Below are 13461 nucleotides of genomic sequence, written 5' to 3' on the forward strand. Positions count from 1 at the left end.
CCACAACCTTCTTGATCCCTGAGCACCATCGCACGGCATGAACCGGTCACAGTGATTCATCCACCTTCTTGATCCCTGAGGGCTGTCGCGCGAGCTTGCGAGCCGACCGCGTCTCGAAGGGTCCGGCGAGATAGGGCTCCCAACCCTGGTACCGCCGTACATCCAGAGATGTATGACGGTCATCCCAGCCGGGTGCCGGATTTCGTCATCGGGGCCGATGCGCGCACCGTGAATGCGAAATAGCGTCATTGACATGATAATTCACACGCACACACGACCACGTATCCCCCAGCCCCGGCAACAGCACGCCCCCGCCGTCGTCCTGCGTGAGGTCTCCCGCACCTACGGCGATCCGGCCAATCCGGTGCACGCGCTGCGTGATGTCTCGGTCGACCTGTACCGACAGGAGTTCACCGCGATCATGGGCCCGTCCGGTTCGGGCAAGTCGACGCTGATGAACGTGATCGCCGGACTCGACGAGATCACCGCCGGACAGATCCTGCTGGCAGGCGAGCCGGTCGGCACCCTCGACGACACCGGTCGTACCCTGTTGCGCCGCAAGCATATCGGCTTCATCTTCCAGTCGTTCAACCTGATTCCGACACTGACGGCCAACGAGAACATCAAATTGCCGTTCATCCTGTCCGGAAACCCGATCACCCCCGAACAACAGGCGTGGATCGCCCACCTGATCGGTGTTCTCGGCCTGCGTGAGCGCCTCGATCACCGGCCGGCAGAACTGTCCGGCGGGCAACAGCAGCGGGTCGCCATCGTGCGGGCACTTGCGAACCGTCCGTCGATCATCCTCGCCGACGAACCGACCGGCGCTCTCGATACCCGCACTGCCCGTGAGGTATTGGCGTTGCTGACCACCGCGGCTCACGAATACGGTCAGGGCATCGCGATGGTCACCCACGATCCGGTCGCCGCCTCGTACGCCGACCGGATCCTGATGCTCGCCGACGGGCGGATCGTCGGCGAATACCGGGGGCTCGATCCCCGGCAGATCTCCGAAATCATCATCGGCCTGCAGGAGGCACGACGGTGACAATGACGACAGGGACAACAACGACAGGAGCAGGAGCAGGGACGATGACCGGACTATCGATGACGAATCGGGAAATCACGGCAACCAGCCCGAAACTCACCATCGGATCGCTGCGTGAACTGACGACGGTGGGCGTGGTGTGCGGAATCGGGGCGGCGTACTCCGCGGCGCTGCTGGGTGCCGCCGATCTGCTCGACACCGTCAGCCGGGCCGAGGGCGACGACCCGATCGGCCAGGTGCTCTCCGCGGTGGCATCGGTGTTCATCCTGATCGCCCTGTTCGTGTCGGCGATCGTGATCAGCAACGGCGTCGACACCGTTATCGCGGGCCGTCGCGGACAACTGACGCTGCTCCGGTTGATCGGCGCAAGCGGCCGGCAACTACGGGCCGGACTGGTCCGGGCGGTGGGCGCAGTGGCCGCCGTCGGCGCGGCGGTCGGCATCGCCGTCGGTACCGTTGCCGTCGATATCACCCGAATCATTCTGGTGCACAACGGGAAAATACCGGAGGCCGACTATTCGGCGATCACCGTCATGGTCGTCCCAGCCGCGCTGGCCGTCGTCGGCACCGCCGTCGTGGCCACATTCGTGGGCACCCGTCGCACCCTGGCCTCGGTGGCCGCGCTGCAGACCGTACGGCGCGGCGTGCCGAGGTGGCGTCCCGTAATCGCCGCCGGGACAGCCGCGTTCGGTGCCCTGATCCTGGGTCTGGCCTGCCGGATGGGTGAGAATGGTTCCACAGCAGGATTTTTCGCGGCATTTCTCGGGGCCGCACTGGTATCCGTAGGTTTTCTGATCAGTGCCCCCGTCATCGTTCCGCGCCTGGTATCGGTGTGCGGACGGGCCGTGGGTGCGAGCCCGAGCGCGGTGCTGGCCCGCAAGAACGCGGTCAGCGACCCCACCCGGACCACCCGGTCGGCCGTCGGTCTGCTCATCGGTGTCACCCTGGTCACCTCCATCGCCGCGGGTATGACATCGCTGCACAAGGCGGTCCGGAACAACTGGACCGATCTGACACCCGAGGAGATCGCCACCAACGACAAGATCCTGTCGATCACCACGACCGTGCTCGTCGCCATCATCGCGATCTCGGTGATCATCGCCGCCGTCGGGTTCATCTCGACGATGTCGCTGACAGTGATCTCCCGGACCCGCGAGATCGGCATGCTGCGGGCCATGGGTTTCACCGCACGGCAGGTGCGTTCGATGATCTTCCGCGAGTCCCTGGCGCTCACCGGTACCGCGGTGGTGTGCGGGCTGCTCGCCGGAATCGTGTTCGGCAGCATCGCCTCGCAGTCACTGATCGGCCACCTGTCCTCAGGTATGCCGATCGGGCTGCCGTGGGGCGTGCTGGTGGCGATCATCTCGGGCACCTTCGCACTGGCCGTGGTGGCGTCACTGCCCCCGAGCCGCCGGGCAGTGGCGGTATCACCGGTCGACGCCCTCGCCGTCGCCTGACCAACTACTCGTAGACCCCTTCCACTGTCCAGCCTCCGGATCGGTAGTGCAGCAGCAGTGCCCGGGCGTCGTCGAGTAGGACCTGCGCCCGGGCGCTGACCCCGACACCGTCGATACCGGTGGGCCACGGTCCGGCCCACCACTGCACCGACCATTTCCGGGGTCCGACGATCAGAGCCGGTTCGGCACTGAACGCGCCCCGGGCCGATACCCGCACCGGATCGCCGTCCGGGTCGAGTACCGCGACGGCGGCCGCCGCCATGGTGGCCGGGGCGGGTTGTGGCAGCCGTCCCGGCCACGGGGCCAGCGGATCACCTTGGGGCACAGCGTCTTCGCCCAGCGTTACCAATCTCACCTGTTCCGCCGGGCCCCGACCACCGCTGAGCACGGGGATCTTGACAGCGTCGCCACCGAGCAGCCCCTGCACCCGGGCGAGCGCGGTCCGGGCCCGTTCACTGTCCACCTCCGACTCGGGCAGACCGTACCCGGACAGGGCGTAATGCATTGCGCCGGAACCGATCACCTCCACCGGTTCGAGCCGCAGCATCACGATCGGAGAATCCGGCCGCTGCACGTGACTCCCTCGACCACCGGTGAGCCAGCCGTCGAGCTGCCAGCGGATCCGGCAGGCGATATCGTCGGCGGTCAGTGGTGTCACCGCCCGCCAGGTCCTCGAATGACGCTGCCCCAGTTGGGTCACCGCTTCGACGGTGAGCCGAGTGCAGGACATCGATACCGCGGCCAGCCGGCGATGCAGCTCCTCGGCCAGGCGCCGACCCACGAAGGCGGCGGCGTCGACCCGGTCGATCGGCGGATCGCAGTCGTACTCGATCGCCAGGTCTTCCTGGATGTGTCCGCCCACCGGTCCCCGGGCCGGTGCCGCATTCGCCAGCCGGTGCGCGGCAACGGCATCGGCGGTGAACCTAGTGGCCACATCGCGGATCGGGAACCCGGCGAACGCACCGATCGTGGCGATCCCCAGCCTGCGCAGCAGATCCACCAGTTCAGACCGACCGGGCCCGTCGAAGCAGGGTTCGACGGCCAGCTCCGCAATCGGCAGCGGCGCCAGCCAGGCCGCGTCACCGCCCGGCTCGACGCATTGCCCGCGCCGCGCGGCGAGCACCGCGGTGAACATCTCATCGGCCACCCCGGCCTGCGCCTCGGCACCGCACGCTCCGACGACGTCGGTCAGCCGTTCGGCGATCTTCTGCTCCTCACCGAGGTGGTGGCACAGGGTGTCGGTCAGCGGTATCACCAGCAGCCCCGGCCGCAGGACCTCGACCGTCGGCACCACCGCCATCACCGCAGCCGCGATCGGCTCGTACTGCTGTCCGTCGCGGTTGCCGTCGGCGCCGGTGAGCACCATCTCCGGGCAGGCCGCCTGCGCCTGCCGTTTCCGCATACCGCGACGCACCCCACTGCGGCGGGCCGACGCCGAACACGCCACCACCCGGTTGGCGTGCAGTACCGCCACCGGCACGTCCGGCGCCAGATCCGCTTCCGCGGCGGCGGCACTCGCCGGCCAGTCCGGGCACCACAGCGCCAAAACCCTTTGTGCCGGCCCCCTCCTAGCCGGCACCCCTTGGCGAACAGCCACCCGCTGGGCCGATGCCTTGTGAAAGGTTGCGCTGCCCATCAGTTGGCCACTTCCAGCACCGGACCGGTTACCTCGGCCAAATGCCCACCGGTGTGCACCAGGCCGACACGCCGTGCCGCCCCGTACCCGTCGGCAACCAGTTCGACGTCGACGCTGCTGCGGCTCCGGCCACGGGTCTGCGCACTGACCCGAAGCCGCATCCCCCCGATCCGGCCCATCCCGCTGCGCCCCACACCGCTACCGGAAATACTGTGGGACAAGCTGTTCCGATATCCGGTTACCTCGGCATCGATACTGGTGCGGGCTCCCGGCCAGTGTCCTCCAGTGACGATCAGCGTCGACGATTGTTTACGTACGCGCCCCATCAGCACCTTGGTCCGGGACGGCGCCACCGAGGCCCCGGCCAGGTTCAGCACAACCACATCCATCCCGTCGAGCAGCACCGAGGCCACCTCCACCGGATCTGCGCCCGGATACGGGATGGTCGCGATCCGGGACAGGTCGGCGCCCAGCTCGACCGCCGACAACAGGCACAACCGCGGCATGCCCACGACGGCGATCCGGCTGCCGGCAGCCGACGCCGAAGCGATCAGCGACAGCAGTACCGACCGCGCACCGTCACAGGCCACCACGACCCCCGCGGCGAGCCCACCGGACGGAAACAGCGGTTCGAGCGCGACAGGCACCGGAATCACCGACACATCCGCCCGCTCCGCCGACGGCCGGTCGGGCTGTCCCGACATGACGGCCAGTTGTCGGCGCAACTGCGCGATGCGCGCCTCGTGACCGGCATCGACCTCGGCCCGCCGCCCGGCCGGCCCACGTTCTGCGATCGTCAGCCCTCGCTCAACCGCCTGCTGGTTACCCATCGTTCCTCCTTGTGCCCAGTGCGTGTCGGGTGCCCGATGTGCCGGGTGCCCGGTGTGGGGTGGCGCGCTACAGGGAAGATGCCGCGCATCCCGGAGCAGTCGTCCCGGGAAACGAAACCTCGTCCAACCCTCATCAAGTCGAACAAGTTTTCGATGAGATCGATCGTAGACCGAGCCTCTGACAATCGCCCGTCAGAGCAGGTCAGAACATACTTTCAGACATATCTGGCCGTCCGGCGCTCAGAACAAGGTGAGCGCCGACGAGAGCTCGGGCGTGGCCACCAGCGCATGCTCTGCCGCGATGGTCATGCCCACTTCGCGGGAGGCCGCGACCCGGCCGCTGCTCGCGGCACCGTACAGCCCTCCGGAATCACCGAGCCCGTACTTGCGGACCAGCGGCGCCATCCGCTCCCGCAACCACGCCGAATACTCCTTGGTGACGTACCCACCCCGCCCGTACAGACTGCGGTAACGCGGGATGAGCCGGGGATGTTCGACGGCCAGCCAGTCGAGGAACCACGGTTTGGTGGCACCGCGCAGATGCAGCGGAAATGCGGTCACACCCGAGGCGCCCGCGTAAGCCAGCGCACGCAGCAGCGCGTCGAGATCGGCGACCGAATCGGACAGGTACGGCAGCACCGGAGCGACCATGACGTGCGGGGCGAATCCGGCGTCGGCGACGTCCCTTATCAGCGCCAGCCTCGCCTTCGGTGACGGCGTGCCCGGTTCGAGTGTCTTCTGCAGTTCGGCGTCGATGACGGCCAGCGAAATACCGATGCTCACCGGCACCCGGCCGGCGGCCTGCCGCAGCAGCGGCAGATCCCGGCGCAGCAGAGTGCCCTTGGTGAGGATCGAGAACGGTGTGGCCGACTCGGCCAGCGCCCCGATCACCCCCGGCATCAGCCGGTACCGGCCCTCGGCCCGCTGATAGGGGTCGGTATTGGTGCCCAGCGCGACCGTCTCCCGGGTCCACGATCGGCGGCGCAGCTCTTTGCGCAGCACCGCGGCCACGTTCAGTTTGACCACGACCTGCGAGTCGAAGTCCACCCCCGCGTCGAGGTCGAGGTACTCGTGGGTGGGCCGGGCAAAGCAGTACCTGCAAGCGTGCGAACAGCCACGGAAGGTGTTGACGGTATGCCGGAACGGCAGTTGTGCCCCCTCGGGCAGCTTGTTGAGCGCACTCTTGGCAAGCACCTCGTGGAAGGTGATGCCGGCGAAATCGGGTGAGCGTACCGACCGAACCAGTCCCGATCGCTGCAGGCCGGGCAAGGCACCGTCGTCGACGGGCACACCGCCCACCGACACCTCTTGATCCGCCCATCGCACCAGGAAAGTCGAACATATGTACGACTCACTGTCAACAGTGGGCACTCAAGGTCCGCGTCACGGCTATTATGCAGCCATGTCATCGGTTGCCGACAACCCCCGCGTGCCAGGTCCGCAGTACCTGGTTGCCGGGCGATACCGCCTGCTGTCCAGGATCGGTGGTGGCGGCATGGGCACGGTGTGGCTGGCCCGCGATCAGCTCCTCGACCGCGAGGTGGCCGTCAAGCAGGTGATCTCCACCGAAGGGCTGAGCGAGGATACCGCCGACACGATCCGTCAGCGCGCGATGCGTGAGGGCCGGATCGCGGCCCGGCTTTCGCACCGCAACGCGATCGCCATGCACGACGTCGCCCTCGACAGCGGTGAGCCGTGGCTGGTGATGGAGTATCTGCCCTCACGCAGCGTCGCGCAGATCTTGCACGCCACCGGCACCATCGATGTCGCCCAGTCGGCACAGATCGGCGCGCAGGTGGCCGACGCGATGGTCGACGCACACGCCGCCGGCATCATCCACCGCGACATCAAACCGGGCAACATCCTGATCGCCAACACCGGCCGCAACGCGGGTCTGGTCAAGATCACCGACTTCGGAATCTCGCACGCCAAGGACGATGTCACCCTCACCCAGACCGGCATCGTCACCGGTACACCCGCCTATTTCGCGCCGGAGGTGGCCCGTGGCCAGCTTCCGTCCGAGGCGTCGGACGTGTACTCACTCGGCGCCACCATCTACACGATGCTCGAGGGGCTGCCGCCGTTCGGTGTCGACGAGAACTCCCTCGCGCTGCTGCACAAGGTGGCCCGCGCCAAGATCAATCCGATCACCAAAGCCGGTGCGCTCGAACCGATCCTGCGTAAGCTCCTGGAACCGGCACCGGCCCGCAGGCCCACGATGGCGCAGGCCCGTGACGAGCTGGCCGCGGTCGCGGCCGCCGCCACCCACACCAGCAGGGATCAGGTCCTCACCGGCGTCCTCACCAAAAAGGATGGGGCGCTGCCGATCTGGATGCAGAAGCCACGTACTCAGACCGCGGCCACAGCACCGGTGACCAGGAATTCGCCGAGCAACCAACCGGGAACTGGCGGCGTGGGCACAATCCCGCCCGGAACCCGCCCGCTCCCGTCGACGGCCAACAGCACCGATTCGGCCTACGCACCGACGATGTCGTCGGATCGTCTGCGCTTCCCCACCCACGGACACGTCGGCGGCTCCAACCGGATGACCGGCGCATTCCCCGAACCCCGGCCACAGCCGCAGAGTTCGACCACCGCCCTGGCCCTGTCGGTGTTCGCCTTCTTCGTCGTCCTGGCCGGCGTGGCGATCCTCCTGATCGCCCTTCTCAAGTAGCTTTCCGGCTAGGGCGTGCCTCCCATATCCACTGTGCGGTATCGGCGGATCCACTGTGCGGCTGGCAAGGCGGAGGAGAGAGCGGTAGCGGCGCTACCGTGCCGGGCGAGCGCAGCGACGGGATAGTTGATCGACGACAACGCAGCCAGGCGTGCAGCGGGCCGTCGAGACCGTGCAAAGGGATATGGGAGACATGCCCTAACCGATCACGTGATCGACGTCGGGTGCCCCCTGCACGAAGCGGGCACTCCACTTGTTGATCTCGGCGGCGGTAGCCTGCTCGATACGAGCCTTGATCACGTCATCAAGCTCACCGAACTTGAGCGAAAGCATGTCGATCAGCAACCCGGCCCGCCCGCGCGCCTCCCCGCGGGCCTCTCCTCGCGCCTCCAGTTGTTCCGCTGTGGTCATCGCAGCCTCCTCGGTCTCAGGCCCCAACGTGCCGGCGAAACGAATCAGACGGTCGGCCGGTGTGAGACTGACCCTCAAAATATACGTGAAAATCAGAACCATCGACCACCCGGCGCCGATAAACTTGGCCGATGACCAACGAGATCCGCGTCCTTGCCTTCGACACATTCGGTACCGTCACCGACTGGTTCACCGGAATTTCCGGTGCGGTCGCAGCGGCCGCCCCCGGCGTCGACACCGCCGAGTTCGCGTGGCGCTGGCGCGGCAAGTACGCCCCGATCCTGGCCCGCGTGGAGTCCGGTGACCTGCCGTGGCGCGGCCTCGACGACCTGCAGACCGAGACATTGCACGAGGTGGCCGCCGACTTGGGCCTCACCATCGCCGACGACGACGCCCTGCGACTGGTGCGGGCGTGGCGCGAGATCCCCGGCTGGCCCGACGCCGCCGATGGCCTGGCACGGCTGCGCACCCGGTTCACGGTGTGCGCGTTGAGCAACGGCAGTGTCGCGATGCTGACCGAGATGTCCAAACGCAATGGTTTCGGCTGGGATTTCATCGGCGGTTCGGATCTGTGGCGCCACTACAAGCCCGCCCGCGAAGTCTATTGCGGATTAGCCGAACTCATGGAAGTCGAGCCCGGCCAGGTACTGATGGTGGCCACCCATCAGTCCGATCTCGACGCCGCCCGCGGATTCGGTTTGCGCACGGCGTTCGTCGAACGTCCGCAGGAATGGGGCGGTGTGCTCAAGGACGATTCGGGTTCACCGCACAATGACTTTCACGCCAAGGATCTGAATGACCTTGCTGCGCAGCTTATCCCGATGTGACGCGCTGCCCAGTCCACACCAGTCCGTCTTCATAGGTACATCCACTCTTCAATAGTCAGACCCGAAGAATTCCACCACGGACAGGATAGTAAAGTCGACATCAGCGATACTATATAAAGACCTTGCACATCGATGAGAATCGTCTCAAATATTCCGTCCATCAACGATCCTGATCGCCAGAGAGAGTTCCTCAAGATCAAATAATTCACGCATCACCTGCGCGCGGTCATCGGCGGTAAAGAAGCCTGATGGAAGCCCAATCGTCAGCGGACGCCGTCCTGTCACTTCGAAGAACGCTCGCAACATAAGAATACCCAGGACCTTCGAGCGAACATCGCCCTGCGTGACGAGTTCCCAGGCATCGTCAGGATCCGACCATCTTCCCGGACGAAGTATCACCCGCGCATCGTCCCAGTCACACATGAGATACTGCGCCCGTACATATACGACGATCCCATCCGTGAGGCCGTGTCCATCAATATTTCGGGATAGCTGGTCGCATAGCTCTGCGACGAGCTGATCGACGGATGATCGCAGTTTTTCGATATCGACGGGCAGTTCTGACCTCGTGACGTCAAAGACCACAAGGTCATGAGACCAAACCTTGGCACGCATCCCCCAGGTTCCCGGGAACTCCTCAACCCAAATCGAAGTCACCATCCGCAGGATTACCTTGGAATATACGTCCGGGAAATGCCCACGAAGCACGAGAATATACAACGTGGCCAGCATATCCTCGCGAATGTCCGATATCGCTCTGCCCTTGACCCCACCCAATATCGCAATCAGCGCCAGTACATACTCGCCACCAGTTACCAGGTACGGAACACCACTGACATTCATTTCAGGGTGCAGACCACCGGAAACAAGTTCACGTGCGAGTTCAGCGATGAGATTCGACCGATCCGGCGCATTGATGGAAACTTTGTCTACGCCAGAATACGGTACCACCGTAGGTAGCCGACTTCCGTCCAGGTGCTCAACGACGACAACGCTCGTCCCACGGACTTCACTCCGCCGAACCTTGAGGATTCCTTCCACAGTTGAGGATCGACCGGTCGCATTTGCCACCGCTTCCTGGCTGATCATATCGGACGTCAAAGGCTGGTCGAACACAGGAAACACTGTACAGCCCGGAACGGTACTGCCATGGTCATGCCGAGGAGTGGGAAGAAGCGATCGCTTGGCGATCGCAGCCATAGCTCGTGAGTCGCTGAGTAATTCTTCCACCAGTCGCGGTACCACAACCTCATTGATTGATTCGTCTCGAAGGTTCGAACTATACTCTTGCGCACCATGATCAATCGAATCACCACGAACGCAGGAACCCGAGGAATAGTACTGTTCCACATAGTCGAAGACGGATATCAAAGATGCCTCCGGGCCGACGAATCGCGAAAGGTCCTCTGCCGCCACACGTGGGTGAATCCCCGATCGCCACAGGATATCGGCGGCATTCGATTCCACGAATAGCGAGGCAACCGCCCGTGCCCACAACCTCGGTACTCGCTGGATACTCGACACAGCGATGACCGCGGGACGCAGTTGAAAACTACCATCCGTACTATAGCCGGGAGGTGCGCATTCAGTGCGGATGAACTCACCGGCGAGGAGCACACTCATGAATCGCCGGCGATTGTACGTGCCCAGGTCCGCCTCCCATACACCCGGCTCGATGAATCGAATCGGGTACTTGCGGCGGCGCGCGTGGAACTCAGCGAGCTCACGCAGCCTGCCGACGTACATTTCCAGTTTGAGACATTGATGTTCCTCGCCTCCAAGCACAGCCAGAAGCCGATCCTGCTCCAGGTTGTGCTCGCTCGAGACACTCCAATCGCGGTTCACAGAGAACAGATGTTTCGCGCCATTACAGGTAACTGTCACAGCAACTGGCCGCCGCAGTACATGTGGATACTTGCACAGGGCCATCAGCTGACACCAATCTGACATTGGCTGGTTTGGTGTAGTGGCCGCGATCTCATAGTGCCTCATCGACACATTCGACGCGGATAGCCCACTCCGGGGTGGCCGGTGGTGCACCACTCCGGGAGTCGAGAAGTACTGCAACGAGGGTTGTTCCGGCGATCGGTTGGGCCGGCCACGGTGTGCAACCGTCGGTGAACACAATGACGACCTCCGGGCGCGGCCGTTGTGCCGCGACCGCGGCGATGCCGACGGTCATGTCGGTTCCGCCGCCGCCGAACAGGTCGATGTCGGTGGCGCGACGGACTCGCCTCAGGTTGTAGGCGGACGTGTCGACCGACACCGCGATCAGACCTCGCTCGGAGATCTGCAGCGTGGACACGATGTTGTCGAGTTCGGTGAGGGCCTGCCCCAACATCCGTTCGTCGACGCTGCCGGAGGTGTCGATGACGACGGCTATCTCAGGGATGACTCGCTGTCTACTGGGCAGGACGATGTTCGGCGCGGTGGCGGTTCGTCGGGATAGGCGTCGATAGGTGTAGTCGCCACCGCCGGTCGCCGTGGTGACCGCACCGCGGACCGCCGCACCGAGGATCTGCTGCCACGGCACCACCGGATTGACGATCTCCTCGGCCCACCGGGCAAGCGCGATATAGCCGCCGGTTCCACGACCGTGCGCGCTCCGCAGGAATGCGGTTGCCACGTCTCTCCGGATCAGCTCACCGTCGACACGACTGACCTGGGGCAGGTCCGTTGTCCGTGGGCTCTCGTAGGAACGGGAAATCCCGTCGGCACCGCTGCCGCATTCATCGAGCCCGCAAGAATCTGCTCCAGGCGCAGAGTCGCCGGCGAGCTGTTCGAAGCGGGTTTCGACGGTGATCTGCGTATCGTTCCGGATGAGCCGGATATGACAGGGGCGCAGTCCGGCGGGGTCTGTGAACTCCCCCACGGCCTCGTCCGCCGCCCGGCGCCACCGCGATGCGCTTGACTCACTCACCCCACAGCCACGGGCCCGGTCGGCGTGCCGGTTGATTAGGTGCCACACCAGGTGCGCAAGTTCCCGGCCGACATCGGGCACCGACGCCGCGGCGAGCCATTCCGGGTTCATGTAAAGGCGCCAGCCTTCGTCGACAGTCATCCGAAGTACGTCGTCGCTGGGTGTGGGAATCAGGGCGTACAGTGCCCGTGCCAGGTAGGGCTGATTGCGCGGACCGTCCGGTGAGCGGGTGCCCGAGCGTCCGGCACTGATCACCCACAGCCGGGCGGCGGTCAGTTTGTTGTCGTCGAACATCACAGCAGCCCAGCCTGTTTCAGGACAGGAGCGAAAACGGAGATCTCTTTGGGCACCGTCGCCGACATCGGTCGGCTCCCGGGCGCCACGAGAGCACGCACCGCAGGAACGGCCGGATCGATACTCACCTGCGCCGCGGCCTGGCAGCACAGCCGCATCGCCGCCGTCCAGCGGTCGTCGGTGACATTCTGTTCCACCGCGGCAACAACGGACTGCAAGACGACGTATACGCGGTCGGCACGCACATCGGAGAAGCTGATCGATTCGCGGCCGTCTAGCAGCGCGTCCGGGTCGGGCAGGTCGAGATTCTCGCGCCACGACAGGTACTCGTACGCGGTGGCCTCGCCGATCGCCCCGGTCACCACGAGCGAGGCGACGTCGTCGGAGCAGCCCACGTGCCGGGCCAGCGCAGCCAGGGTCGCGGCGAACTCCCACGTCCGGGGTGTCGGAAACGCGCGTGACCGGGATGCGTGGTCTTTCGGTATGACGCTGAGCTGGTTGCGGCGGGCCCGCAGGAAGCCCGCGACCGACGCCATCTCCCGTGCGACCGCACCCCGGAAATCGTCCGGCAACACCCACGTCAGCAGCGCGGGCCACCGGCCGGTCACCGAACCCTGTGCGAACACCTCGACGGACATCGCGAAGTCCAGATGTACGAAGCGTGATGCGGTGGGCGCGGCCAGATCCCAGCCGGCGGCAGCCACATCGACCGGGTTGGCGGCGGCGACGAACGTCACCGAATCCGGCAATTGCAGATTGCCGACCTGCCCATGCGTGAGGATGCGCAACGCAGCTGCCTGCAGGGACGGCTGGGCGGTGCTGAACTCGTCGAAGAAGCAAATCGACGGCCCGTCGTGGTCGGCGAGACGCCGCGCCCACGCCGGTGCGGCGAGCACCACGTCACCGGCCGGCGAGACGACGGGCAGCCCGGCGAGATCGGACGGTTCGCTCTGGCTGAGGATGACCGTTTCCACATGCCATCCGCGCTCGGTCACCGATTCGATCATCGACGTCTTACCCTCACCCGGATTGCCCCACAGGATCACCGGGATCCGCGCGGACACGCACAGCCCGAGTGCGTCGAGGGTGTTCTGGTAGGCCTCTGTCGTCATGCCGGGCAACGTACCGGCCGGGTACGACATGCCCGGTCACGGTCGCTAGCCGATGTGGCGGGTGGCGGCCCAGCGGGTGAGGGCGTTCCGGTTGGACTGCTGGGTTTTTCGCAGGACGTTGGAGGCGTGGGTTTCGACCGTCTTGATGGAGATGAACAGTTCTTCGGCGATCTCGCGGTAGGTGTAGCCGCGGGCCAGCAGGCGCAGTACCTCCATCTCGCGGCGGGTCAGCGAGTCGAGTTCGGGGTCGAG

The 13461-nt window shown here is 65.4% G+C and carries 12 protein-coding genes; 4 read left to right on the forward strand and 8 right to left on the reverse strand.

All coding sequences use genetic code 11. The annotated features are described in order from the left end of the window. Positions 1-253: 253 nt before the first annotated feature. Both KDB67_RS11855 and KDB67_RS11860 read left to right on the forward strand, forming a co-directional pair. The gene (locus KDB67_RS11855) at positions 254-1048 is read left to right on the forward strand and encodes an ABC transporter ATP-binding protein (RefSeq protein ID WP_291015953.1); all 795 of its coding nucleotides are present in this window, start codon (positions 254-256) and stop codon (positions 1046-1048) included. A gap of 74 nt (positions 1049-1122) precedes the next feature. Continuing rightward, positions 1123-2505 (forward strand): FtsX-like permease family protein, encoded by a 1383-nt coding sequence (locus KDB67_RS11860; RefSeq protein WP_291015973.1) that lies wholly within the window; start codon positions 1123-1125, stop codon positions 2503-2505. Between the two features lie 4 nt (positions 2506-2509). Here the strand turns inward: KDB67_RS11860 and KDB67_RS11865 are convergent, their stop codons facing one another. The 3 genes from KDB67_RS11865 to KDB67_RS11875 all read right to left on the reverse strand — a co-directional run bounded on the left by KDB67_RS11865 (position 2510) and on the right by KDB67_RS11875 (position 6297). Next, complete coding sequence (locus KDB67_RS11865; protein WP_291015954.1) at positions 2510-4051, reverse strand: DNA polymerase Y family protein; 1542 nt, start codon at positions 4049-4051, stop codon at positions 2510-2512. A gap of 89 nt (positions 4052-4140) precedes the next feature. Next, positions 4141-4971 carry a hypothetical protein gene (locus tag KDB67_RS11870; RefSeq protein WP_291015956.1) on the reverse strand — a complete coding sequence of 277 codons (831 nt, stop codon included), beginning with the start codon at positions 4969-4971 and terminating at the stop codon, positions 4141-4143. A 240-nt stretch (positions 4972-5211) separates the two neighbouring features. Further along, the gene (locus KDB67_RS11875; protein WP_291015958.1) at positions 5212-6297 is read right to left on the reverse strand and encodes an Rv2578c family radical SAM protein; all 1086 of its coding nucleotides are present in this window, start codon (positions 6295-6297) and stop codon (positions 5212-5214) included. A 76-nt stretch (positions 6298-6373) separates the two neighbouring features. Between KDB67_RS11875 and KDB67_RS11880 the strand changes: the two genes are divergently transcribed. Further along, on the forward strand, positions 6374-7645 hold the full coding sequence (locus KDB67_RS11880; protein ID WP_291015960.1) for a serine/threonine-protein kinase: 1272 nt from the start codon (positions 6374-6376) through the stop codon (positions 7643-7645). A 198-nt stretch (positions 7646-7843) separates the two neighbouring features. On the opposite strand, the gene KDB67_RS11885 is transcribed toward KDB67_RS11880, so the two are convergent. After that, complete coding sequence (locus tag KDB67_RS11885) at positions 7844-8056, reverse strand: hypothetical protein (protein WP_291015962.1); 213 nt, start codon at positions 8054-8056, stop codon at positions 7844-7846. A gap of 131 nt (positions 8057-8187) precedes the next feature. Here KDB67_RS11885 and KDB67_RS11890 point away from each other — a divergent pair, with 131 nt between their 5' ends. Then, positions 8188-8883, forward strand: a complete 696-nt coding sequence (locus KDB67_RS11890) for a haloacid dehalogenase type II (protein ID WP_291015964.1) — start codon at positions 8188-8190, stop codon at positions 8881-8883. A 144-nt stretch (positions 8884-9027) separates the two neighbouring features. On the opposite strand, the gene KDB67_RS11895 is transcribed toward KDB67_RS11890, so the two are convergent. The 4 genes from KDB67_RS11895 to KDB67_RS11910 all read right to left on the reverse strand — a co-directional run. After that, entirely contained in the window at positions 9028-10875 is a 1848-nt protein-coding gene (locus KDB67_RS11895; RefSeq protein ID WP_291015966.1) for a hypothetical protein, read from the reverse strand. Next, complete coding sequence (locus KDB67_RS11900; protein ID WP_291015968.1) at positions 10862-12097, reverse strand: VWA-like domain-containing protein; 1236 nt, start codon at positions 12095-12097, stop codon at positions 10862-10864. The genes KDB67_RS11895 and KDB67_RS11900 overlap by 14 nt, the downstream gene beginning before the upstream one ends. Beyond that, positions 12097-13209 carry an AAA family ATPase gene (locus tag KDB67_RS11905; RefSeq protein ID WP_291015970.1) on the reverse strand — a complete coding sequence of 371 codons (1113 nt, stop codon included), beginning with the start codon at positions 13207-13209 and terminating at the stop codon, positions 12097-12099. The genes KDB67_RS11900 and KDB67_RS11905 overlap by 1 nt, the downstream gene beginning before the upstream one ends. Before the next feature lie 45 nt (positions 13210-13254). Beyond that, a partial coding sequence (locus KDB67_RS11910; protein ID WP_291015972.1) for a helix-turn-helix transcriptional regulator occupies positions 13255-13461 on the reverse strand: 207 nt, incomplete at its 5' end.

Source organism: Gordonia sp. (in: high G+C Gram-positive bacteria), from assembly GCF_020438995.1.
In the GTDB taxonomy this organism is placed as follows: domain Bacteria; phylum Actinomycetota; class Actinomycetes; order Mycobacteriales; family Mycobacteriaceae; genus Gordonia.